Source organism: Burkholderia sp. AU15512 (genome assembly GCF_002223325.1).
Lineage (GTDB): Bacteria > Pseudomonadota > Gammaproteobacteria > Burkholderiales > Burkholderiaceae > Burkholderia.
Genome location: NZ_NKEX01000004.1, coordinates 77,129 through 100,923, shown reverse-complemented (window position 1 = coordinate 100,923; position 23,795 = coordinate 77,129). Strand labels below are relative to the sequence as shown.

Below are 23,795 nucleotides of genomic sequence, written 5' to 3'. Positions count from 1 at the left end.
AGCCGGGGCGTGGATTCGAAAAACCGTATTATCCCGCAAACCGCGCCCGGGCCGGCACCCTGCCGCCTGGCCAGCCGCGCGACGTGCGGTCGCGCGCATCGGCCGAACGGCCAGCGCGGGGATTTTTTGGGCAGCCCGCGCGGCGAGGCGGCTACAATAGCGCCCATGTCAGATCCTCGCTTCGTCCATCTTCGCGTTCACTCCGAATTCTCGATTGCCGACGGCATCGTGCGCATTGACGACATCGTCAAGGCGGCGGCCGCGGACGGTCAGGGCGCGCTCGCGCTCACCGATCTCGGCAACGCATTCGGCCTCGTCCGTTTCTACCAGGAAGCCCGCGGCAAGGGCATCAAGCCGATCGCCGGCTGCGACGTCTGGATCGCCAATCCGGACGACCGCGACAAGCCGTCGCGGTTACTGCTGCTCGTCAAGGACAAGGTCGGCTACCTGAATCTGTGCGAGCTGCTGTCGAAGGCGTGGCTCACGAACCAGTACCGCGGCCGTGCGGAACTCGACGCGAGCTGGCTCGACGGCGAGCGCTCGCAAGGGCTGCTCGCGCTGTCGGGTGCGCAACAGGGCGATATCGGGCTCGCGCTTGCCGCAGGCAACGAAGAAGCCGCGCGCCGGCACGCCGAGCGCTGGGCGAAAGTGTTCCCGGGCGGCTTCTACGTCGAGCTGCAGCGTTACGGCCAGCCGGGCGCGGAGGCGTACATCCAGCAGGCCGCGACGCTCGCCGCCGCGCTGAAGCTGCCGGTCGTCGCGACGCACCCGACGCAGTTCATGACCGACGACGATTTCACCGCGCACGAGGCGCGCGTGTGTATCTCGGAAGGCGACATCCTCGCGAACCCGCGGCGCCAGAAGCGTTTCACGACCGACCAGTATTTCCGCACGCAGGACGACATGGTCGCGCTGTTCGCCGACCTGCCGTCGGCGATCGCGAATACGGTCGAAATCGCGAAGCGCTGCAACCTGAAGCTCGAGCTCGGCAAGCCGAAACTGCCGCTGTTCCCGACGCCGGACGGCATGTCGCTCGACGACTACCTGGTCCAGCTGTCGAAAGAAGGGCTCGAGACCCGTCTCGCGCAGCTGTATCCGGTCGAGGCCGAGCGCGACGCGCAGCGCGACACGTATTACAAGCGCCTCGAATTCGAGTGCGGGACCATCACGAAGATGGGCTTCCCGGGCTACTTCCTGATCGTCGCGGACTTCATCAACTGGGCGAAGAACAACGGCGTGCCGGTCGGCCCGGGCCGCGGCTCGGGCGCCGGTTCGCTGGTCGCGTACGCGCTCGGCATTACCGACCTCGACCCGCTGCGCTACAACCTGCTGTTCGAGCGCTTCCTGAACCCGGAACGCGTGTCGATGCCCGACTTCGACATCGACTTCTGCCAGCACGGCCGCGACCGCGTGATCCAGTACGTGAAGGAGAAGTACGGCGCGGACGCCGTGTCGCAGATCGCCACGTTCGGCACGATGGCCGCGAAGGCGGCCGTGCGCGACATCGGCCGCGTGCTCGACCTCGGCTACATGTTCACCGACGGCATCGCGAAGCTGATCCCGTTCAAGCCGGGCAAGCACGTGACGATCGCCGACGCGATGAAGGAAGAGCCGCAACTGCAGGAGCGCTACGACCACGAGGACGAAGTGCACCAGCTGCTCGATCTCGCGCAGCGCGTCGAGGGCCTCACGCGTAACGTCGGGATGCACGCGGGCGGCGTGCTGATCGCGCCCGGCAAGCTGACCGATTTCTGCCCGCTGTACACGCAGGGCGACGACGGCGGCGTGGTCAGCCAGTACGACAAGGACGACGTCGAAGCCGTCGGCCTCGTGAAGTTCGACTTTCTGGGCCTCACGACGCTGACGATCCTCGACTGGGCCGAGCGCTACATCCGCCGCCTCGATCCGTCGAAGGCCGACTGGTCGCTCGCGCAGGTGCCGCTCGACGATCCCGCGTCGTTCCAGATCCTCAAGAAGGCCAACACGGTCGCGGTGTTCCAGCTGGAAAGCCGCGGGATGCAGGGCATGCTGAAGGATGCGCAGCCCGACCGCTTCGAGGACATCATCGCGCTCGTGTCGTTGTACCGTCCGGGCCCGATGGACCTGATCCCGAGCTTCTGCGCACGGAAGCACGGCCGCGAGAAGGTCGAGTATCCGGATCCACGCGTCGAGCCCGTCCTGAAAGAGACCTACGGCATCATGGTCTATCAGGAGCAGGTGATGCAGATGGCGCAGATCATCGGCGGCTACTCGCTCGGCGGCGCGGACTTGCTGCGTCGCGCGATGGGCAAGAAGAAGCCCGAGGAGATGGCCAAGCACCGCGAGATCTTCGCCGAGGGCGCGGCGAAGAACGGCCTCACGCGCGAGAAGTCCGACGAGATCTTCGACTTGATGGAGAAGTTCGCGGGGTACGGCTTCAACAAGTCGCACGCGGCCGCCTATGCGCTGCTCGCGTACTACACCGCGTGGCTGAAGGCGCACCATCCGGCCGAATTCATGGCGGCCAACATGACGCTCGCGATGGACGACACCGACAAGGTGAAGATCCTGTTCGACGACTGCGTCGTGAACAACCTCGTCGTGCTGCCGCCGGACATCAACCAGTCGCATTACCGCTTCGAGCCGGTCGCCGAAGCCGACGGCAAGCGCTCGCGCACGATCCGCTACGGGCTCGGCGCGGTGAAGGGCAGCGGCCAGAATGCGATCGAGGAAATCCTGCGCGCCCGCGAGGAAAAGGCGTTCACCGACCTGTTCGACTTCTGCGAGCGGATCGACCGGCGTGTCGTCAACCGCCGCACGGTCGAGGCGCTGATCCGTGCCGGCGCGTTCGATTCGCTGAACACGAACCGTGCGCAGCTGATCGCGTCGGTGCCGCTGGCGATGGAAGCAGCCGACCAGGCCGAGGCGAACGCGATGCAGGCCGGCCTGTTCGACATGGGCGCCGAGTCGCCGCACGCGCATGCGCTCGTCGACGAGCCCGCGTGGGACGACAAGCGCCGCCTGCAGGAGGAAAAGGGCGCGCTCGGCTTCTACCTGTCCGGCCACCTGTTCGACGCGTATCGCGACGAGGTGCGCCGCTTCGTGCGGCAGAAGGTCGGCGACCTGAAGGAAGGGCGCGACAAGCTCGTGGCCGGCATCATCGCGTCGCTGCGCACGCAGATGACCCAGCGCGGCAAGATGCTGATCGCGCTGCTCGACGATGGCTCGGGCCAGTGCGAGATCACGATCTTCAACGAGCAGTTCGAGGCGAACAAGGCGCTGTTCAAGGAAGACGAGCTGCTGATCGTGCAGGGGCAGGCGCGCAACGATGCGTTCACGGGCGGCATCCGCTTCACGGCCGATACCGTGATGGATCTCGAGCGCGCGCGCAGCCGCTATGCGCAGGCCGTCCGGCTGACGATGAACGGCAACGCCGACGCGGCCGCATTGCGCCGCGTGCTCGAGCCGCACGTGTCGAAGGACGATCCGGCGGCGAACGTGGTCGAGGCGCCGGCGCCGCGCGGTGGCGGGCGCGATGGCGGTCGTCGCCCACAGGCGCCGCTGCCGAACGGGCTCGCGGTCCAGGTCCACTACAGCAACACACGGGCACAGGGTGAAATGCGCCTCGGCGACGCATGGCGCGTCAAGCCGAGCGACGTGCTGCTCGCGGAGCTGCGAGCGACGTTCGACGGCAGCGTCGTCGAAATCACGTACTGATCGCGCCTTTGCCGAACGGCTGTCGCGCCATGCGGCCCGTCGCATCGCCATCGTGCGGTGCGGCGGGCCGTTTTTGCAGGTTCACGCAAGCGGGTCTTGGGCTGGCCATCCGGACGCTATACAATCCGGCGCTAGCCGCACGAACGCGGCGCTGACCGCCGCTTGTCCGGCGGATCGCGCCGATATCGCGCACATAAGCGGGGGCGGATCCATGCGGCGAGCCGCGATAGGCGAGCAGGCCGTCCCGGAACCGGATGCCGTGAAACGGCTCGTCGCGACGACAAAAACTGACAGTCCCCACATGACCATGGCCAATGTGAACCCGACGCAGCGGATCCTCGTGATCCGGATCGATTTTCTGGGCGACATGCTGTGCACGACGGCGTTTCTCCGCGCGCTGAAGGAGCGCTGGCCCGGCGCGGAACTCCATGTGGTCGCGAACCGCTACAACGCGGCCGCGCTGGCCGGAAACCCGGACGTCGACGCGATCCACACCTACGTCTATAGCCGTCAATGCGAGCGCAACGACCGTCCCGGGCGGATGCGCGCGTTCTTCGACCGGCTGCGGCTGGTGCGTCGCCTGCGTCGCTTGCGGTTCGACCTCGTGGTCGTGCCGAACGGCGGCATGCATCGCAGCAGCATGCAGTTCGCGCGCCAGATCGGCGCAAAGGATTGCCGCTGGCACGATGCCGAGACGGAATTCGACGATCGCAAGCCCGAGCATGTCGCCGAGCGGCCGATGTGCCACGAGGCGTTGTCGGGTTTCCGGCTCGTACCCGAACTCGGCCGCGCCGACGTCGACCGCCTCGCGTTGTCGGTTCATCCCGACCGCGCGCTGCAGGACGCGTGGTACCGGCTGCTCGGCGCACGCACGAAGCCGCGCGTCGGGTTGTTCGTCACGAACAAGGCAGTCGAGCGCCGCTGGCCGGCCGATCGTTGGCGCGACCTCGCCGAGCGTCTCGCGCCGCATGCCGACGTGATCGTGTTCCGCGACCCGGCCGTCGGCCATGGTCCCGAGGACGACTCGTGGCGCGACGTGTGCGCGCGCCATGTTGCGCCGTCGTCGGTCGCCGACCTGGTGGCCGCGGCGAGCCTGCTCGATGCGATCGTCTCCGCCGACAGCGCCCCCGTGCACCTCGCGTCGGCGCTCGGCGTGCCCGTCGCCGCGCTGTTCGAGGATCGTCCCGAGAAATACCTGCGCTGGCATCCGCTCGGTGTGCCGCACGTGATCGTGCGCGCCGGCGCGACCGTCGACGCGATCGGCGTCGACGCGGTCGAGCGTGCGGTGAATCACCTGCTGCCGCAGGCCACCCAACGTGACGAACGGTTGACCGACGCAACACACACGCAGCCGGCGGCTGCCGCTGCGACGCCGGTGATCATGACCATCGCTTCGTAGCGCCACGGGTATCGCAGGCACCGCGTACGCCAGCGGCGCGCGGTGCGCCTGCCGCGCAGCACCTCGTGAACGGAGCCGCATCAGGCTGACCGGACGGCCGATTCGCCCTGTCGCGCCGGCTGCTGCAAAATCCTGTACATTGCCAGCCTTGTTCAGCCAGCCAGACACACCCGCCGTGGCCCTGTTTTCTTCCGCCCGCCCGCCCAGAACCATCCTCGTGGCCGCGCCGCGCCGTATCGGCGATGTGCTGCTGACGACGCCGCTCGTCCGTTCGCTGAAGGCCCGCTGGCCTGAAGCACAGATCGACATGCTGGTGTTTCGCGGCACCGAAGGCGTGCTCGAGCACAATCCGGACGTGCGGCGCGTGATCGTCGTCGCGCAACGCGCGGGCTTCCGCGAGCGGCTGCGCGACGCGCTGTCGATGTGGCGCCGCTACGATCTCGCGTGCGCGGCGCTGAGCTCCGACCGGCCGCGCTTCTACAGCTGGTTCGCGGGCCGCAAGCGGGTGGGCCTCGTCGATCCGAACCGCGTGACGTGGCTCACGCGGATGATGCTGAACGGGATCGCGATCAATCACCACGAATCCGCGCATACGGTCGTCAGCACGCTGGCGCTCGCCCCCGTGATCGGCATCGAGCCGGTGTCCGAGGTCGTCGCGCCCGGCATCGGCGACGATCCGGCGCGGCGCGCGCGCTTCGACGCGTGGCTGGCCGAATCGCCGGCGATCCGCGCCGGCAAGCCGCTGGTCGTGCTGCATCCGTATCCGATGTTCCGTTACAAGCAATGGCGGCTCGACGGCTGGGTCGAGATGATCGGCTGGCTGCGCGAGCAAGGCTTCGCGGTTGCGCTGTCGGGCGGTCCGGCCGACAGCGAGCGCGAGTATGCGGAGCAGGTCGCGGCCGAAGCGGGCGGCGACGTGCTGAACCTGGTCGGCCGCCTGACGTTCGGCGAAAGCGCCGAACTCGTGCGGCGCGCACGGCTTTTCATCGGGCCCGACACCGGCGCGACGCACGTCGCGGCCGCGACCGGCACCGACACGATTGCGCTGTTCGGCCCGTCCGACCCTGTGCGCTGGGGGCCGTGGCCGCAGCACTGGCCGGCGACCGAGAATCCGTGGCCGCTGCGCGGCTCGGGGCGGCACGGGAACGTGTGGCTGTTGCAGGGGGAGGGCGATTGCGTGCCGTGCCGGCACGAAGGCTGCGAGCGCAAGGTCGACAGCCGCAGCGACTGCCTCGTCAATCTCGTTGCGCAGCGCGTGAAAGCCGCGGCGGCCGAGATGCTCGGACTGAATCCGCCGGGCCCGGCCGAAACGGTCGTCGATACGTCGCGGCTGCACCGCACCGGATCCGACTGACGCGCGGGCGACGCGCGTTTCCTGGCAGTTGCCGGCGGCTTGTGTGGCGACGCGCCAGCCGCCCGGCCCGTTTCCGTCGGAGATCGATCGTGAAGTACGCCGCGTTGGCCGAAGCCGGCCGCCGGCGCAGCGCAGGCCGCTGCGCGTTACGCGCTGCGCCGGATCGCCGACGTTTCGCGCGGCAGCGCCTCGGCGCGCTCGCCGCAGCCGAGCAGGATGCCGGCCAGCAGCACGATCAGGTGTCCTTCGGCGAAATCGAGCAGCAGCGAATTCGCGAGACTGCCGATCGCGAAGATCGCGAGCCAGCCGAGCAGCAGGTGCCGCGAGCGCGGATCGAGCGTGCGGCTGCCGCGCGCGATCTGCACGATCAGGTTGACGAACAGCACCAGGCCGAGCGTGCCGAGCTGCACGGCCATCAGCAGGTATTCGTTGTGCGGGTTCGACGTGAGCTGGCCTTCGGCCGCCGTCTTGCCGGCCGTGAGCCGCTCGAATTCGGATTCGAGGCCGCCCGCGCCATAGCCGATCACCGGGCGCTGGCGATACAGTTCGAGCCCCTTCTTGTACCACTCGAGGCGCAGCCCGGTCGACGTGGCCGCATCGCTCTGCCGGTATTGCTGCACTTCCGTCACGACCTTCGTCAGCCGGCCGTTGTGAACCGTGCACGCGGCGATCACGAGCGCGATGCCGGCCAGCACGAACACGCCGGCGGCGAGCCCCGCGCGCAGCGCCGATTGCCGGCGCAGCAACAACACGAAACGCACGGCGACGACGAGGATCAGCAGCAGCGCGATGACCTGCCCGGTGCGACCCTGCAGCATCACGAACACGTTGACGAGCGACCACGCGGCAACGCCCGCATACGCGGCGCGCGACAGCGCCGTGCGGGCCGCCAGCGCGAGATCGGCCGCCTGGTAGAACAGCAGCGCGCCGAACATGCCGGCGGCGATGTGGTTCTTGAACACCCAGGCGCGTGACAGCGGCAGTTCGGTCGCGTGCGCGGGCCCGATCGCGGTCAGGCCGAGATAGTTGGTGGTCGACAGCAGCAGGATCACGCACAGCGTGCCGAACCAGCAACGCCGCACGATCGGCGCCCAGTTCGAATGGCGGAAGGCGAGCACGGCGAACGGCAGCAGCAGCAGCTTGTCGTACTTGGCGACCCAGTTCCACGCCTTGTTGTGCGGCGCGACCGTATAGGTGACGCTGGCGGCCAGCGCGGCCAGGATCAGCAGCGCCGCGAGCGAGGCCGGGTCGGTGACGAACGAGCGCAGGTCACGCCAGAATTCGGGGGAAATCACGAGCGCGGCGGCGAACAGTCCGCAGAACACGTTGGTCAGCGCGGTCGAGACGGGCACCATGCAGAGCGCGGCGACGGCGAATGCGCGGGCGGCGGTCAGGCGCCGCGAGGCGGGAGCGGAAAACGAAAGCATCGGAACCTGTCGAATGGACGAATGCGGCTTGCGTACGTCGTGCTGCGCGCCGCGCGCCCCGGTGGGAGATCCGGGACGAACGGCGCAGAGTATACGCGAAGCAGCGCGCGTTTCCGTGTCGTTTTCGGGGCGCGATCAGCTGAACGCGCGCTTGATCCGCGAGCGCAGCAGTGCGCGCTTCAGGCGGCCTTCCACGGCCGGCGTATCGAGCGCGACGCGCGTGCCGGCCGGCTCGCCGCGGTGCAGGTAGTGGCGATCGAACGTCGCCTGGGTCATGCCCCATTTGTTCAGAAACTGGCGCCGACCATCGTTCTTGACGATCTTGCCCGTGCTCTTTTGCTGGAAGTGGTAGACGAGGCTGTCGCCGACCCCGATGAAGATCCGGCAGCCGGCATCCCAGAATTTCATCGAGAAGTCGTTGTCGCTGCTCATGCCGGGCGACAGCTCGCTGCTGTAGCCGCCGATGCGGTTCCACCAGTCGCGGTGCACGAGCGTCGGCGGCCAGGTCGAGCCCAGCCAGTCGGCGCGCACGAGCTTCGGCGCCGCCGCGACGAGGCCTGCCGCGTCGAAATGTTCGGCATCGCGGCCGAAATTGCTGACCACGACGCACGGGTTGCGCGTGTCGACCGGCTCGACCATCGTGCCCGACAGCATGAAGAGGTCGGTCGGCATCTGTTCGATGCGGCGCACGAGCGCCGTGTCCCAGCCGGGGCAGCAGAACATGTCGTCGTTCATGTAGACGACGTAGTCGCGCGTGGCGTGCGCGGCGGCCCAGTTCACCGCGTGGCAGATGCCGATGTTGGTCGGCGATGCGGTGTGCTCGATCCCTTCGCCGCGCACCCAGTCGAGCGTGCCGTCCGAGCCGTCGTTGACGTGCACGATGATCTGGTGGTCGTACGCCGAGTGGCGGCGCAGGCTGTCGACGACGAGCTTGAGGTACGGCAGGTTGTTCCAGGTCGGAATGATGATGGAGAACATGGCGGTCGGATTCGGTAGTCGTCGTGGCGGGCGGCGCGTGGCGCCGCCGGTCGGGCGGGCGCGCGCGGCGCGGGCGGCCCGGCATTGTAACGCCGGGCCGGTTCCATGCCGGGCGGGCGCTCAGCTGGCCCGTTCGTGGCCGAGTTTCAGGAAGCGGTAGTACACGGTTTCCGCGTTGAACACGGCGATCATGAAGCCGGCGCGGCCATCGAGGAAGCCGCGGCGCAGCACGTAGGTGCGCACGAACGCCCAGGCGCCGCGCGCGAGCGCCTTGCCGAAGCCGCCGCGCTGGCCGGCCGCGCGGCGCTGGCGCGCGCCGGCCGTCGAATACGCGTCGAGCTTGCGCACCACGGTTTCGAAATCCTCGTACGAGTAGTGCATCAGCTTGCCGGACAGCCGCTGCGCGGCGCCGTCGAACACGAGGCGCTCGTGCACGAGATCGTCCGAGAAGCGCGCGGCGCCGCGTCGGAACAGGCGCGGGATCCAGTCCGGATACCAGCCGCTGTGATGGATCCACTGGCCGCAGAAGCTTGACAGGCGGTCGACCGCATAGACCTGCGCGGCCGGCGCGCGGAGCGTGTCGCGGATCGACTGCGCGAGTTCCGGGGTGACGACTTCGTCGGTATCGAGGGACAGGATCCAGTCGGTGTCGAGCGCGTCGAGCGCGCGGTTCTTCTGCGGGCCGAAGCCCGGCCAGTCGCGCTCGACGATCACGCGCGCGCCGTGCGCCTGCGCGATCGCGACGGTATCGTCGGTGCTGCCGCCGTCGATGACGACGACGTCGTCGGCGAACGACAGCGCGGCCAGGCACTGCGCGAGCCGCGCGGACGCGTTGAGGGCGATGAGGGCGACGCCGAGGGAGGGTTCAGCCATGAAATCGTCGGAAAAGGCGGAGAAAACGGTGAGCGGCAGTATACCCGCGGCCCGGCCGCCGCCCGCATCGGCCAGGACCGTGCCGGCCGGGGCGGTGCGGCTATAATGTTGAGCCCTTTTCGGCACCCGCCCGACAGGGCGACACCCCGGGCGGCCACGTCCGGGCGCCGCATCGCGGCTCAAGAAGGATTGCCTTGGAAACCCAGAACACTCTTCGCAAACCGATGGACGGCACGGGCACCTCGCCCGTGACGGTCCTCAAGCGCCTGTGGCCGTACATCCGGCCGCTGATCGGCATCGTGGTGCTCGCCGTGATGACGATGGGCGTCGTCGCGGCCACCGAGGCCGGGATCCCGGCGCTGCTCAAGCCGCTGCTCGATCACGGCTTCGGCTCGCACGGCAGCGACCGCGCGAAATGGTACGTGCCGATGGCCGTGATCGGGCTCGCGCTCGTGCGCGGCGTGTCGCAGTACGCGTCGAATTACCTGCTCAACTACGTGTCGAACCGCATCCTGCTGCAACTGCGGCTCGAGATGTTCCAGCGGATGCTGCACACGGGCGCGTCGTTCTTCCAGCGCGAGACGGCGAGCACGGTGATCAACGCGATCGTGTTCGAGGTCAACCAGATCCTGTCGGTGCTGACCGGCGTGATGGTCACGCTCGTGCGCGATTCGCTGACGGTGATCTTCCTGCTCGGCTACCTGTTCTACCTGAACTGGCGGCTCACGCTGATCGTCGCGGTGATCCTGCCGGGCATCGGCTGGCTCGTCAGCAAGATCAACCGCCGCCTGCGCCGCCTGAACCGCGAGCACCAGACGCTGACCAACGAGCTGTCGTACATCGTCGAGGAGACGGTCGGCGGCTACAAGGTCGTCAAGGTGCACAACGGCGAAGCGTACGAGATGGACCGCTTCACGCAGATGAGCAAGCGCCTGCGCGGCTATGCGATGCGCATGACGATCTCCGGCGGCCTCGCGCAGCCGCTCACGCAGTTCCTCGCGTCGATCGCGCTCGCGGTCGTGATCACGATCGCGGTCGTGCAGTCGTCGAACGACCAGACGACGGTCGGCGGTTTCGTCGCGTTCGTCACGTCGATGCTGCTGGTGATCTCGCCGCTCAAGCACCTGATCGACGTCAACCAGCCGCTGCAGCGCGGGATGACGGCCGCCGAACTGATCTTCGGGCTGATCGACGAACCGGCCGAGCCGCAGGGCGGCGGCCGGCCGCTCGCCCAGGCGCGTGGCGACATCGAGTTCCGCAACGTGACGTTCGACTACGGCGCGGCCGAGCGGCCGACGCTCGACCGCATCTCGTTCAAGGTCGCGCCCGGTGAAATGATCGCGCTCGCGGGCCCGTCGGGCAGCGGCAAGACGACGCTCGTGAACCTGCTGCCGCGCTTCTTCGACCCGACCGACGGGGCGATCCTGGTCGACGGCGTGCCGGTGGCCGACTACGACCTCCACGCGTTGCGCGGCCAGATGGCGATGGTCAGCCAGGACGTCGTGCTGTTCAACGACACGATCGCCGCGAACGTCGCGTACGGGCAGACGCCCGACCGCGCGCGCGTGCAGGCCGCGCTCGAGGCCGCGAACCTCGCCGATGCGGTCGCCGCGATGCCCGACGGGCTCGACACGCTCGTCGGCGGCAACGGGATGCGGTTGTCCGGCGGCCAGCGCCAGCGGCTCGCGATCGCGCGCGCGATCTACAAGGACGCGCCGATCCTGATCCTCGACGAAGCGACGTCGGCGCTCGACTCGGAATCGGAGCGCCACGTGCAGGCCGCGCTCGAACGGCTGATGGAAGGCCGCACGACGCTCGTGATCGCGCACCGGCTGTCGACGATCGAGCGCGCGGACCGCATCCTCGTGCTCGAGGCAGGCAAGATCGTGGAGGAGGGCAGCCATGATGAATTGCTGCGCCACGGCGGCCTCTACGCGCACCTGCACCGGATCCAGTACCAGCAGCAGGCTGCGTAACGCGCGGTCATATGCGCGGTCATGTGGCCCCGCGATACCGTGTGCTAGTCTTCATCGGGCAGTCCGAGTGGTTTCGTTCGACGTGACAACACGGAGGGAAGGCACGATGAAGAAGATGCACGGGATGATGCTGGCCGCGCTGATCGCGGCGGGTTTCGCCGCGCCGGCCGCGATGGCGCAGGACCACGACCACCACGACGACCAGGGCGGCCATGGCATGCAGCGCGGCCACGGCCCGAAACACATGCCGCCCGGCCAGATGCGCCATGAGGACGACGTGCCGCCGCGCTGGGCCGACCAGCCGCGCCGCGAATGGCACAAGGGCGACCGGCTTCCGCCCGAGTTCCGCGATCGCCAGTACGTGATCGACGACTGGCGCGGCTATCGCCTGAGCCCGCCGCCGCGCGGCTATCAATGGGTCGGCGTCGGCGGGGATCACCTGCTGGTGCAGATCGGTTCCGGCATCGTGCTGCGGATCGGTAACTGACCTGGCCGACGGCCCGGCACGGATCGCGCGATGCCGCGATGCGCGCCGGGCAACCGGATCAACGCGTCACTTCGCCGCCGCGTGGCGGAACCAGCGGCGCTCGATTTTCGACATCACCCAGCACACGCCCAGCGCACATACGGTACCGAGCGTCACCTCGCCGAGCCGCATCAGCGGAATGTCCCACAGCGGGCCGTTGCCCGGAAACAGCAGCACGATCGTCGCGGTCACGCCGCCGAGCCGTGCGGCGCTGCCGACGTTCAGGCACCAGCAGCAGACGATCACGACCGCGACGGTCATCGCATACGCGACGAGGCGGTCGCCGCCGAGCGCCGCGCCGGCGAAGCCGAGCACGCCGCCGACCATCGCGCCGACGAACTGGTCGCGCGACAGCGACATCGTGTCCGAGTAGTTGTGCTGCGTCACGGCGATCGCGGTGATCGCCGCCCACACGGCCTGCTCGGTGTGCAGCGCGCGGCCGATCACGTACGCGAGGCAGGCGCCGCACACGGCCTGCAGCGCCATCAGCCCGCCCTGGGCGAGCCGCTCGCTGAATGACAGCCCCTTGAACAGGTCGAAGATCGACTGCTGGATCTGCTGGCGGGCTTCGTTGAGTGTCCTGATCGTATCCATCATGCGTTGGCCAAGAAGCGGGTAACGGCGGCGCGCCGGTGTCAGCGCGCCTGTTCCGGCGATGCGGTGGCCGGTTCGTCGGCGGCCGCATCACCGTTCGCGACGCGCGTTTCGGGCATCACGAGCCAGACCAGCAGCACCGCGAGCGCACCGGCGCCCGCGAGCCCGAAGAAGCTCACGGCGTTGCCGAAGTGATCGGCGACGTAGCCGGCCGCGGCCGTGCTGAGCGTCGCGCCGATCCCGGCCGCGAGCCCGAAGAGCCCGATGCACAGGTTGTAGCGGCCCTTGCCGCCCGCGACGTCGGCCGCGATCAGCGGCAGCATCACGCCGAACACGGCCGCGCTGATGCCGTCGAGCATCTGCACCGGCACCAGCAGGTACGGGCTGCTCACGCCGGCGAACAGCAGCGCGCGCACCGGCAGCGCCGAGAAACCGAGCAGCAGGATCGGCCGGCGCCCCCAGCGTTGCGCGGAGCGGCCGACCCACGGCGACAGCATCGCGACGATCGCCTGCGGCACGATGATGCACGCGGCGATCACGAGCTGCACGTTCTCGCCCATCCCGGCCGTGACTTCGCCGGCCGCGAGGTTCAGCATCGCCGCGTTCGACAGGTGGAACAGCACGACGCACGCCGCGAAGATCAGCATCCGGCGGTCGCGCAGCAGTTCGAGCAGCGTTTCGCGTTCGCCGGCTTCGTCGCGATCGTCGGGCTTCGACGATTGCGGGATCACCTCGTGGGTCGGCTGGATCATCGCGAGCGCGAACAGCGCGGGCAGCGCGAGCACGGCGGTCAGCCAGAACACCGCGCGGGCGGAGAAATATTCGCCGGTGAGCCCCATCAGGCCCGCCGCGACCGCGCTGCCGATCGACGCCCAGCGCGCGTTGCGGCCGAGCCGGTCGCCGAGGTCGGCGCGGCCGACGAGCGAGAACGAGATCGCGGCCATGGCCGGCACGAGCATGCAGCTCGCGAAGCCGTGGAACACCTCGGCGGCGATCACCGGCACGATCGTCGGGCTCGACGCGAGCAGCACCGCGGACAGGATGATGGCCGCGATCGCCCACGCGGCCGCGCCTTTCTTGTTCTTCAGCGCATCGACGGCCGCGCCGCCCGGCACCTGGCTGACCATCGCGCTGATCGTGCCGATCGACAGCACCATGCCGATCTCGCCCTGCGTCCACTTGTGCGACGCGAGGTAGGACGCGATGAACGGACCGAACCCTGTTTGAACGTTTGCAACGAAGAAGTTGAGCCAGTCGAGGGACCGGAGACTGCGTGCGCTGACGGAATGCTTGATCGTCATCGGGTCGCGCTCGCAGACGAAGCCGGTGCCGGGGCAACGGGCGGGGGGAAAACCGCGACGATCGGCTTGTCGGCCGCGTAGGGCGGCGACGCCTTGATCTGTGCGTCGTTCAGGTCGAGCTGCGGATGGAGCGCCTTGTCGCGCGTGACGAAGCGCAGCGCGCCCCAGCTCGCGGCGATCGAACGGCGGTCGGTATTGACGAGGCCGCCGAGGTCGAGCACGACCGCCTGCGGCTGCGATGCGCGGTCGATCAGTACGTCGACGATCCGGCCGATCTTCGTGCCGTTCGGACGCTCGACGTCGCTGTCGAGCATCGGCAGCCGCGTCGCGGGCGAGGCGGCGGCCGACCCGGACAGCGGCACGGCCTTGGGCCGGGCGGCCGGCGGCAGGTCGCCCGACGGCACGTCGAGCACGATCGGCTCCTGTTTGCCGCCCGGCGTGAAGCGGAACACGTTCCACGGGAAGATGACCTTGCGGTCGCCCACGCCCATGAAGCCCTGCAGGTTCACGATCATCTCGCGCGGCTTGCCGCTCGCGTCGGTCACCATGTCGACCGCGCGGCCGATCACCTTGCCGTTGCGGCGCGCGACTTCGCTGTCGAGCAGCGCATGGATCTGGGTGCGGTCGAGCGGGCGCGTCGCGACGATCGGCGGCGGTGGAGGCGGCGGCGGTGTCGGCGATTCGGGGCGCTGCACGGGCTTCGGCCGCGCGACTTCGCGGTGCGGCTTCTTCGGCGCTTCCGGCTCCTCCGGGTGCGTCGGCGCGGGCACGGGCGGCATCGTCAGCGGTTCGCCGGCGGTTTCCTCGACGGGCTCGACGAGCGCCTCGCTGATCGGCGCGGGCGGATTCTGCACCGGCAGCAGCCCGCAGCCGGACAGCAGCGTGGCGGCGGCGAGGATCAGGAAAACCGTCGAGGACGGCAACGACTTGCTGCGGGATGCGGGAAACGGAAGTCCGCCGCTCATTGACACTCACTCCATGGTTCGGGGGCGGCCCGAGGGCGCGCGGCTGGCGATGGATGGCGGGTGCGGGCGGCGCACCACGCGAGGTGAGATTTTAACGTGTCTTGCTTTCAGGTCCGATGTCGATGGCTGGCTGGAGGCGGACTGTCGGGAAAAGGAAGGGATCGCGGGGTGGGGAAGGGGGTTGAATGCCGGCCAAGGCTAAGGCTAAGGCTAAGGCTAAGGCTAAGGCTAAGGCTAAGGCTAAGGCTAAGGCTAAGGCTAAGGCTAAGGCGCCCGATCGTCTGCGACGATGCGGGCGCCGTGCCGGCCTGCCGCTTACTTGACCAGCGCGCCGAGCGTCGTCGTCACGGGGGCGAGCACGCCGCCGCCCGTTTTCGAGAGCGCACCGGTGCCGCTGCCGCCCGTCAGCCCCGCGACGGGCGAGCCGCCGGCTGCGCCCGACACCGCTCCCGTCACGGTGCCGACCGCCGACGTGAGCGCACCTGCCGGGTTACTGCCACCCGTCGCGCCGCCGAGTGCGCCCGTCGACAAGAGCCCCGTGACCGGCGCGAGCGGGCTCGTCGCGGCGCCGCCACCGCCCAGCAGCGCCGTGCCGGCGGTGGCCACCGTGTTGCCGGTCGCGGTGACGACGTTGCCGACGCCGGTCGTTACCGGATTCCCGCCGGTTTTCGCGATCGTCGTGCCGGCGTTCGCGACGCCGTTGCCGACCGTCGTCACGAGGTTCGTGAGCGGTGCGCCGAGCGGCGTGCTCGACGCGACCGTCTGCGTGACCGACCCGACCTGCGTCGTGATCGGCGTGATCGCCGAGCTGGCGGCGCCCGTGACCTGCGCGACGGGGCCGGTCGACAACTGCGTGCCGAGCGTCGCGCCGCCGCCGGCGATCGTATTGCCGAGCATCGTGACCGCGCCGCCGACCGGCGACGTGACGGGCGCGAGCGGTGCCAGCGCCGAACCGCTGGCGCCGAGGCTCGACACGACGCCGCCGGTCGCGGCGACCGCGTCGCCGAGGTTCGTGACCACGCCGCCGGTGCTCGCGACCGTCGTGCCGACCGGGTTCGACGATGCGCCGAGCTGGCCGAGCCCCGAGCCGAGGCCGGTGCCGAGCGTCGTGACGGCCGCGCCGGCATCCTGCACGACCGTGCCGAGACCTTGCGTGGTCGACGCATTGGCGCCGGGCACCGACTGGCCCGCGATCGTCGTGCCGACGCTCGATACCGCGCCGCCCGCGGCCGTCACGATGTTGCTCGACGAGTCGATCGTCTGGCCGAGCGCATTGGCGGATGCACCGCTGCCCGCCGAGCCGGTGCCCGAGCCGCTGCCGCTGCCCGTGCTGCCGACGGTCGAGCCGCTGCCGGAACCGCTGCCCGAGCCGTTGCTCGTGCCGCCGGTCGTGGCCGTCGTGTCGCCCGAACCCGATCCGGTGCCGCCGGTGCCCTGGCTCAGCGAGCCGGAGCCGCCGCACGCGGACAGCGACACCAGCGCTGCGACGCCAGCCGCGATCATGATCATTCGGAGTCCTGCCTGATGGTTGGTCGGCGTATCCATGTCGTCCTCGTATTCGTTGGAGAGTGGGGTCAGGCGGCCTTCGCGTGCGTCAATGTGTCGCTGCGATGGGGAAGCGGCTGGCGCATCGTTGGTTGTCTCCCTGATTGACCTGTCGCCGTGTCGCTTTTTCGCCCGTACCGGAATCCGGAACATCGGTCGGGCGAGCGGTTTGCATTCTTTCGTCTTGCCTGCCGATCGCACCGGAAAACATCGGATTCCTGGCGATCAGAGTAGGTCTGCCGGCGCGAGCCGTCTTTTAAGCAACGTTAAATTGAAGTAAGCGTCCGATTCACTGCCGAAATCGGGGTAATCACCGTCGACGCGGCGGAAATCGTGTGAGTCGGTGCCGGTGGCGCGGGTATCGCGCGATGGCGGAAGGGGAGGCGGAGGCGAGGCGGAGGGAGCGGGGCGGCGCCGGCCTCACCCGCCGTGGCGGCGGGCAGGCGCGGGCGCTGCGCGAGGGGCGTGAAGCCGGAAACTCAGGCTTCCGGGTACCACGCGTCGGTGAATTCGCTGACCTTGACGTCGGACAGTTCCGGCCGTGCGGCCAGCCAGCCGCGCACGAGCTCGCGGTCGGCGTCGGTCGTCGTGCCGCGCGGCGCGCCGGAAATCACGTAAGCGCCGATGCCTTCGTCCGCCGACGCGACGGTCAGCAGCCCGTTCGCTTCGACGAAGTCGATGAACGCGTCGATCAGTTCGCCGCGCTCGAGATCGGTCATTTCGTTGCGGTAATGCGCGGTGGCGTTGAACGCGAGTTCCTGGAATTCGCCGATGTGGAGTTTCTTGCGCTGGCGGCGGTTGTGGCCTTGGCTCATGGTGTGTGGTGAATGCGAAAAGGGTAGGGTGAAAGGGCGGCGGCGGGTGCCGGCGCGACATGCGCGGGCGGCCCGGGCGCCGCATCGAAGCGCCGCGCGGCGATGCCGGCGGCGGATGGACGGAACGTTACATCAGCACGATATCGTACTGCTCCTGGCTCAGGTTCGATTCGACCTGCAGCGACACCGGCTTGCCGATGAAGTCGATCAGCATCGCGAGATGCTGCGACTCCTCGTCGAGGAACAGGTCGATCACCTGCTGCGCGGCGATCACGCGGAATTCGCGCGGGTTGAACTGCCGCGACTCGCGCAGGATCTCGCGCAGGATGTCGTAGCACACGGTGCGCGACGTCTTCACCTGGCCCTTGCCCTGGCAGGTCGGGCACGGCTCGCACAGCACGTGCGCGAGCGATTCGCGCGTGCGCTTGCGCGTCATCTCGACGAGCCCGAGCTGCGAGAACCCGTTGACCGTCACGCGCGTGCGGTCGCGCGACAGCGCCTTCTTCAACTCGGACAGCACCGCGTCGCGATGCTCGGCGTTCTCCATGTCGATGAAGTCGATGATGATGATCCCGCCGAGGTTGCGCAGCCGCAATTGCCGCGCGATCGTATGCGCGGCCTCGAGGTTGGTCTTGAAGATCGTGTCGTCGAAGTTGCGTGCGCCGACGTAGCCGCCCGTGTTCACGTCGATCGTCGTCATCGCCTCGGTCTGGTCGATCATCAGGTAACCGCCCGACTTCAGGTCGACGCGGCGCGACAGCGCGCGCTGGATCTCCGTCTCGATGTTGTACAGGTCGAACAGCGGACGCTCGCCCGTGTAGTGGTGCAGCTTCGGGCTCACGGCCGGCGTGAATTCGCCCGCGAATTCCGACAGGCGCTGGTACGTCTCGCGCGAATCGACCTGGATGCGCGTCGTGTCGTCGTTCGCGAAATCGCGCAGCACGCGCTGCGCGAGATCGAGATCCTGGTACAGCAGGCTCGTCGCCGGCAGCCGCTGTGCCTGGGCGACGATCGTCGCCCACGTCTTGCGCAGGTACGTGACGTCGCCGGCGAGCTCGTCGGAGGTGGCATCCTCGGCGATCGTGCGCACGATGTAGCCGCCCTTCTCGTCCGGCGGGATCACGGCCGTCAGGCGCGCGCGCACGGCCTCGCGTTCGGCCTCGCTCTCGATCTTCTGCGAGATGCCGATATGCGGTTCCTGAGGCAGGTAGACGAGCGTGCGGCCCGCGATGCTGACCTGCGTCGACAGCCGCGCGCCCTTCGTGCCGATCGGGTCCTTGATCACCTGGACCATCAGCGTCTGGCCTTCGAACACGATTTTCTCGATCGGCTGGTGCGGCGTGCCCGACTGCGGCTCGCCCGCGAGGCGCGGATGCCAGATGTCGGCGACATGCAGGAACGCCGCGCGTTCGAGGCCGATGTCGATGAACGCCGACTGCATGCCGGGCAGCACGCGCACGACCTTGCCGAGATAGATGTTGCCGACCCGCCCGCGCGACAGCGTGCGCTCGACGTGAAGCTCCTGCACCGCGCCTTGCTGGACGAGTGCGACCCGCGTTTCCTGCGGCGTGAGGTTGATCAGGATTTCTTCGTTCATGGTGGGTTCAGAAGGCGACGCGCGCGGTGCGGAGCAGCGCGGCAGTCTCAAAAAGGGGCAGACCCATGATACCTGAATGGGAACCGTCGATTCGCTCGATGAACTCGGCGGCGCGCCCCTGGATCGCATACGCGCCGGCCTTGCCGAACGGCTCGCCCGATGCGACGTAGCGCGCGTACGCGTCGCGCGACGCGGCCGCGAAACGCACCGACGAGCGCGACAGCGCGGGCGGCAGCAGTTCGCCGTCGGCATCGATCACGGCGACGGCGGTCAGCACCGCGTGCTCGCGGCCGGCGAGGCGCGTGAGCATCGCGAGCGCGTCGTCGGCGTCGGCCGGCTTGCCGAGGATCGCGCCGTCGATCGTGACGGTCGTATCGGCGACCAGCACCGGCGAGGCCGGCTTGCCGCTTGCGACGAGGCGCGCACGCGCAGCCTCGGCCTTGGCGATGGTCACGCGCCGCACGTACGCATCGGCGGCTTCGCCGGGCAGTTCGGCCTCGAGCGCCTCGGCATCCTCGTCGGGACGCGGCAGTAGCAACTCGAAGCGTACGCCGATCTGCTGCAGCAGCTCCTGGCGGCGCGGGCTTTGCGAAGCGAGGTAAAGGGTCGGGAAAAGCGCGGGGGGCGTGCTGGACGGCATGGTGTCGTTATCTCGGTGTGCGCGCGTGGCGCGCGTCTCGAGGACGACACGTCATGCGCGGTGGTAGGGGTGATTCTGCGTGATGCTCCACGCCCGGTAAAGCTGTTCGGCGAGCAGCACGCGCACCATCCCGTGCGGCAGCGTCATGCTCGAGATGCGCAGCAGCGTGTCGGCACGCGCTTTCAGTTCGGGGTCGAGCCCGTCGGCGCCGCCGATCACGAACGCGACGTCGCGGCCGTCCTGCTGCCAGCCGGGTAGCGCATGCGCGAGCTGCATCGTGGTCCAGTCGCGGCCGCGCTCGTCGAGCGCGACGAGGCGCGCGCCCTTCGGCAGCGCGGCCTCGATCTTCTGCCGCTCGGCCGCCATCACGCTCTCGGCGCTGCGGCCGCCCGAACGCAGTTCGGGCTTGATCTCGCGCAACTCGATGCGCAGCTCGGGCGGCATCCGCTTCGTGTATTCGTCGAAGCCGGATGCGATCCAGCCCGGCATCTTGTGGCCGACCGCAAGGATGAAAAGCTTCATCGGAAGACGCTTGACGACTGGGGGCTCAACGGCGGCGAGCGGCCGTCTTGCGCGCCGGGCGTGCGGGCGCGGCTTCCTCCTCTTCTTCGTCGTCGCCTTCGCTGGCCGTGGCGAAGCCGTTCCCCTTGCCGCCGCCGAGCTTCATCCGCACGGGCTTGTCGCCCCAGATTTCCTCGAGGTTGTAGTACTGGCGCAGGGCCGGTTGCAGGATGTGCACGACCGCGTCGCCGCAGTCGACGAGCACCCATTCGCCGGTGTCTTCGCCTTCGGAGCTGACGATGTCGCCGCCGGCTTCCTTGACCTTGTCACGCACGCTCGACGCGAGCGCCTTGGTCTGGCGGTTGGAGGTGCCCGAAGCGACGACCACGCGGTCGAACAGTTCGGTCAGGTGGCTGGTGTTGAACACCTTGATGTCTTGCGCCTTGACGTCTTCGAGGGCGTCGACGATCACGCGCTGCAGTTTGCGAATATCCATGGATTCAGGAATGGTAGAGGCGATGTTGAAGAATATAGGCCCATACGGCGGCCGGCACATGCTCGGCCGATGCGTCGGGCATTTGCGCATGGCGCGCGATGCATTCGCGCAGGTGGGCGCGGATGTCGGTCGCGGCAATGTCGAACGAAAGGGTCGTATCGATCAGCAGGTGGCCTGCCGGCGTGGCCTTGAGCACGCCGGCGCCGGCTTGCCGCGCGGTGATTTCCTGCGCGACGTCCGGCGGCGCCGCGCCGAGGTCGAACCCCGGGCGCGTCGACACGCAGATGTGCGCGTAGTCGAACAGCTTGCGCCAGTCGCGCCACGTGTCGAGGCGCACGAGCTGGTCGGCGCCGATCAGCAGCGACAGCGATGCGCCTGGGCCGATCCGCTCGCGCCAGCGCGCGAGCGTCTCGACCGTGTAGGTCGGGCCGGCGTGCTCGATCTCGTCGGTGGCGACGGTCACGGTCACGCCCGGCACGGACAGCGAGCCGGCGGCCGCGCGCGTCATCGCGAGCCGATGCTCGGCGGCCGACACGTCACGCTTCTGGTACGGCTGCCCGGCGGGCAGCAGCACGAGTTCGGTCAGGCCGAGCAGTTCGGCGAACCGACGCGCGAGGGCGAGATGGCCGTCGTGGATCGGGTCGAAAGTGCCGCCCAGCAAGCCGATACGACGCGGCAGCGGGGCGGGGCGGGCGGTGGTGTCCAGAAACGCGTCCTTTGCTTGAGGCAGGGGTCAGACCCAGTCGCGCGGCACGATGAAGTCGCTGTACAGGCGCGCTTCCGGCGAACCCGGCTCGGGCTGCCAGTTGTAGCGCCAGTTCGCGACCGGCGGCATCGACATCAGGATCGACTCGGTCCGGCCGCCGCTTTGCAGGCCGAACAACGTGCCGCGATCGAACACGAGGTTGAATTCGACGTAGCGGCCGCGGCGGTACGCCTGGAAGTCTCGCTCGCGCTCGCCGTACGGCAGCTCGGCGCGGCGCTCGACGATCGGCAGGTAGGCCTGCAGGAACGCGTCGCCGACGCTTTGCATCATGTCAAACGAGCGTTCGAAACCGGGCTCCGAGAAATCGTCGAAGAAGATCCCGCCGATGCCGCGCATCTCGTTGCGGTGCTTCAGGAAGAAATACTCGTCGCACCATTTCTTGAAGCGCGGGTAGAGCTCGACGCCGAACGGGTCGAGCGCGTCCTTGCAGGTCTGGTGGAAATGCCGGGCGTCGTCCTCGAAACCGTACACCGGTGTCAGATCCATGCCGCCGCCGAACCAGAACACGGGCTCTTCGCCCGGTTTCGTCGCGATCAGCATTCGCACGTTCATGTGTACGGTCGGGCAATACGGATTGCGCGGGTGCAGCACCAGCGACACGCCGAGTGCCTCGAAGCCGCGGCCCGCGAGCTGCGGGCGCGCCGCGCTCGCCGACGGCGGCAGCGCATCGCCCGCGACGTCGGAAAAGCCGATCCCCGCGCGTTCGAACACGCGGCCGCCTTCGAGAATCCGCGTGCAGCCGCCGCCGCGCAGGCGTTCGGCCGGCCCGCGTTGCCATGCGTCGGTCGCGAGCGGCGTACCGTCGAGCGCGCCGAGCGCGTCGGCGATGCGTGTCTGCAGGCCCTGGAGGTACGTGCGCACGCGCGCTACGTCGTAGGTCGAATCGGTCATGTCTGGGCTGGGTGCCCCCGCCCGAAGCGGGGGCCGTAAAAAAGGCTTCTGCCGGGCATTCTAACGAACCCCGGCAGAGGGGGGCCGCCGCCGCGCGCGGGCGGGGCGGCAATTGCAACGTCAGGCGCTCTTGCGGTTGAGCGCGCGGAAGCCGATGTCGCGGCGGTACTGCATGCCTTCGAAATTGATCTGGTTGATCGTCTCGTACGCATGCTGCTGCGCTTCGCGTACCGAATCGGCGAGGCCGACCACGCACAGCACGCGGCCGCCGGACGTCGTCAGCTTGTCGCCGTCGAGCGTCGTGCCTGCATGGAACGTGACGGCCTGTTCGGTCTCGGCCGGGATTCCGTTGATGCGGTCGCCCTTGCGCGGCGCGTCCGGATAACCGTGCGCGGCCAGCACGACGCCCAGCGCGGTGCGGCGGTCCCAGTCGAGCTCGACCGTGTCGAGCGTGCCCGCGATCGCCTGCTCGACGACCTTCGAGAAATCGCTCTTCAGGCGCGCCATGATCGGCTGCGTTTCCGGGTCGCCCATCCGGCAGTTGAACTCGAGCGTGCGCGGATTGCCTTCCTTGTCGATCATCAGGCCCGCATACAGGAAGCCCGTGAAGCGGATGCCGTCCTTCTCCATCCCGCGTACGGTCGGCATGATGATCTCGCGCATCACGCGTGCGTGCATCTGCGGCGTGACGATCGGCGCGGGCGAATATGCACCCATGCCGCCGGTGTTCGGGCCGCGGTCTTCATCCAGCAGGCGCTTGTGGTCCTGGCTGGACGCCAGCGCCAGCGCGTGCTTGCCGTCGACCATCACGATGAAGCTCGCTTCCTCGCCGTCGAGGAATTCCTCGATCACGACACGCGCGCCGGCGTCGCCGAGCTTGTTGCCCGACAGCATCATGTCGACCGCTTCGTGCGCTTCTTCGAGCGTCATCGCGACGACGACACCCTTGCCGGCCGCGAGGCCGTCGGCCTTCACGACGATCGGCGCACCCTTCGCGTCGATGTACGCGTGCGCGGCGGCCACGTCGGAGAACGTTTCGTACTCGGCGGTCGGGATGCCGTGGCGCTTCATGAACGCCTTCGCGAAATCCTTCGAGCTCTCGAGCTGCGCGGCTTCGCGGGTCGGGCCGAAGACCTTCAGGCCGCGCGCGCGGAACAGGTTGACGATGCCGGCCGCGAGCGGCGCTTCCGGCCCGACGAGCGTGAACGCGACGCCTTCGCGTTCCGCGAAATCGGCGAGTTCGTCGAGCGCCGTGATGTCGACGTTCTTCAGGCGCTCGTCCTGCGCCGTGCCGCCATTGCCGGGCGCGACGTAGACCATCTGGACGCGCGGCGACTGCGCGAGCTTCCACGCCAGCGCATGTTCGCGGCCGCCGGAACCGACGACGAGTAGTTTCATGGGATTCCCCGCAGACTAGAAAACAGGGCGGCCGGCACGCTCAGGCGCGCCGGCCGC

General features: G+C 68.8%; 20 protein-coding genes. 5 read left to right on the top strand and 15 right to left on the bottom strand.

Annotation, left to right across the window (positions count from 1 at the left end):
* Positions 1-165 precede the first annotated feature (165 nt).
* From dnaE to CFB43_RS13010, 3 genes are all read left to right on the top strand, one after another.
* Positions 166-3,696 carry a DNA polymerase III subunit alpha gene (gene dnaE, locus CFB43_RS13020; RefSeq protein WP_089495366.1) on the top strand — a complete coding sequence of 1,177 codons (3,531 nt, stop codon included), beginning with the start codon at positions 166-168 and terminating at the stop codon, positions 3,694-3,696.
* Between the two features lie 307 nt (positions 3,697-4,003).
* Complete coding sequence (locus CFB43_RS13015) at positions 4,004-5,095, top strand: glycosyltransferase family 9 protein (RefSeq protein WP_089495365.1); 1,092 nt, start codon at positions 4,004-4,006, stop codon at positions 5,093-5,095.
* 175 nt (positions 5,096-5,270) lie between these two features.
* Positions 5,271-6,449, top strand: a complete 1,179-nt coding sequence (locus CFB43_RS13010) for a glycosyltransferase family 9 protein (protein ID WP_089495364.1) — start codon at positions 5,271-5,273, stop codon at positions 6,447-6,449.
* A 146-nt stretch (positions 6,450-6,595) separates the two neighbouring features.
* Here the strand turns inward: CFB43_RS13010 and CFB43_RS13005 are convergent, their stop codons facing one another.
* The 3 genes from CFB43_RS13005 to CFB43_RS12995 all read right to left on the bottom strand — a co-directional run bounded on the left by CFB43_RS13005 (position 6,596) and on the right by CFB43_RS12995 (position 9,727).
* Entirely contained in the window at positions 6,596-7,876 is a 1,281-nt protein-coding gene (locus CFB43_RS13005; RefSeq protein WP_089495363.1) for an O-antigen ligase family protein, read from the bottom strand.
* 135 nt (positions 7,877-8,011) lie between these two features.
* Positions 8,012-8,854, bottom strand: coding sequence for a glycosyltransferase family 2 protein (locus tag CFB43_RS13000; RefSeq protein WP_089495362.1), 843 nt, complete (start codon positions 8,852-8,854; stop codon positions 8,012-8,014).
* 120 nt (positions 8,855-8,974) lie between these two features.
* Positions 8,975-9,727: a glycosyltransferase family 2 protein gene (locus tag CFB43_RS12995; RefSeq protein WP_089495361.1), complete on the bottom strand. Its 753-nt coding sequence runs from the start codon at positions 9,725-9,727 to the stop codon at positions 8,975-8,977.
* A 224-nt stretch (positions 9,728-9,951) separates the two neighbouring features.
* Here CFB43_RS12995 and msbA point away from each other — a divergent pair, with 224 nt between their 5' ends.
* Both msbA and CFB43_RS12985 read left to right on the top strand, forming a co-directional pair.
* Positions 9,952-11,703, top strand: a complete 1,752-nt coding sequence (gene msbA, locus CFB43_RS12990) for a lipid A export permease/ATP-binding protein MsbA (RefSeq protein ID WP_069248513.1) — start codon at positions 9,952-9,954, stop codon at positions 11,701-11,703.
* Positions 11,704-11,809: 106 nt separating this feature from the next.
* A complete protein-coding gene (locus CFB43_RS12985) occupies positions 11,810-12,190 on the top strand; it encodes an RcnB family protein (RefSeq protein WP_089473314.1) in 381 nt (126 codons plus the stop codon).
* 66 nt (positions 12,191-12,256) lie between these two features.
* Here CFB43_RS12985 and CFB43_RS12980 read toward each other — a convergent pair whose 3' ends face one another.
* The 12 genes from CFB43_RS12980 to purD all read right to left on the bottom strand — a co-directional run bounded on the left by CFB43_RS12980 (position 12,257) and on the right by purD (position 23,738).
* The gene (locus tag CFB43_RS12980) at positions 12,257-12,823 is read right to left on the bottom strand and encodes an FUSC family protein (protein ID WP_089426010.1); all 567 of its coding nucleotides are present in this window, start codon (positions 12,821-12,823) and stop codon (positions 12,257-12,259) included.
* Between the two features lie 41 nt (positions 12,824-12,864).
* Positions 12,865-14,124 (bottom strand): MFS transporter, encoded by a 1,260-nt coding sequence (locus CFB43_RS12975; protein ID WP_089495360.1) that lies wholly within the window; start codon positions 14,122-14,124, stop codon positions 12,865-12,867.
* The gene (locus CFB43_RS12970) at positions 14,121-15,089 is read right to left on the bottom strand and encodes a PRC-barrel domain-containing protein (RefSeq protein ID WP_089495359.1); all 969 of its coding nucleotides are present in this window, start codon (positions 15,087-15,089) and stop codon (positions 14,121-14,123) included. The genes CFB43_RS12975 and CFB43_RS12970 overlap by 4 nt, the downstream gene beginning before the upstream one ends.
* Positions 15,090-15,404: 315 nt before the next feature.
* Complete coding sequence (locus CFB43_RS12965) at positions 15,405-16,634, bottom strand: collagen-like triple helix repeat-containing protein (RefSeq protein WP_089495358.1); 1,230 nt, start codon at positions 16,632-16,634, stop codon at positions 15,405-15,407.
* Between the two features lie 479 nt (positions 16,635-17,113).
* Positions 17,114-17,449 (bottom strand): YggL family protein, encoded by a 336-nt coding sequence (locus tag CFB43_RS12960; RefSeq protein ID WP_039370464.1) that lies wholly within the window; start codon positions 17,447-17,449, stop codon positions 17,114-17,116.
* Positions 17,450-17,576: 127 nt separating this feature from the next.
* On the bottom strand, positions 17,577-19,046 hold the full coding sequence (gene rng / locus CFB43_RS12955) for a ribonuclease G (protein WP_069248507.1): 1,470 nt from the start codon (positions 19,044-19,046) through the stop codon (positions 17,577-17,579).
* Positions 19,047-19,053: 7 nt separating this feature from the next.
* Positions 19,054-19,686, bottom strand: a complete 633-nt coding sequence (locus CFB43_RS12950) for a Maf family protein (RefSeq protein WP_089495357.1) — start codon at positions 19,684-19,686, stop codon at positions 19,054-19,056.
* 51 nt (positions 19,687-19,737) lie between these two features.
* On the bottom strand, positions 19,738-20,208 hold the full coding sequence (rlmH, locus tag CFB43_RS12945) for a 23S rRNA (pseudouridine(1915)-N(3))-methyltransferase RlmH (protein ID WP_089495356.1): 471 nt from the start codon (positions 20,206-20,208) through the stop codon (positions 19,738-19,740).
* 25 nt (positions 20,209-20,233) lie between these two features.
* Complete coding sequence (rsfS, locus tag CFB43_RS12940) at positions 20,234-20,683, bottom strand: ribosome silencing factor (protein WP_089495355.1); 450 nt, start codon at positions 20,681-20,683, stop codon at positions 20,234-20,236.
* A gap of 4 nt (positions 20,684-20,687) precedes the next feature.
* Positions 20,688-21,413: a nicotinate-nucleotide adenylyltransferase gene (locus tag CFB43_RS12935; protein WP_226207185.1), complete on the bottom strand. Its 726-nt coding sequence runs from the start codon at positions 21,411-21,413 to the stop codon at positions 20,688-20,690.
* Between the two features lie 3 nt (positions 21,414-21,416).
* On the bottom strand, positions 21,417-22,340 hold the full coding sequence (hemF, locus tag CFB43_RS12930; protein ID WP_039370475.1) for an oxygen-dependent coproporphyrinogen oxidase: 924 nt from the start codon (positions 22,338-22,340) through the stop codon (positions 21,417-21,419).
* A gap of 120 nt (positions 22,341-22,460) precedes the next feature.
* A complete protein-coding gene (purD, locus tag CFB43_RS12925; RefSeq protein ID WP_039370477.1) occupies positions 22,461-23,738 on the bottom strand; it encodes a phosphoribosylamine--glycine ligase in 1,278 nt (425 codons plus the stop codon).
* Positions 23,739-23,795 lie beyond the last annotated feature (57 nt).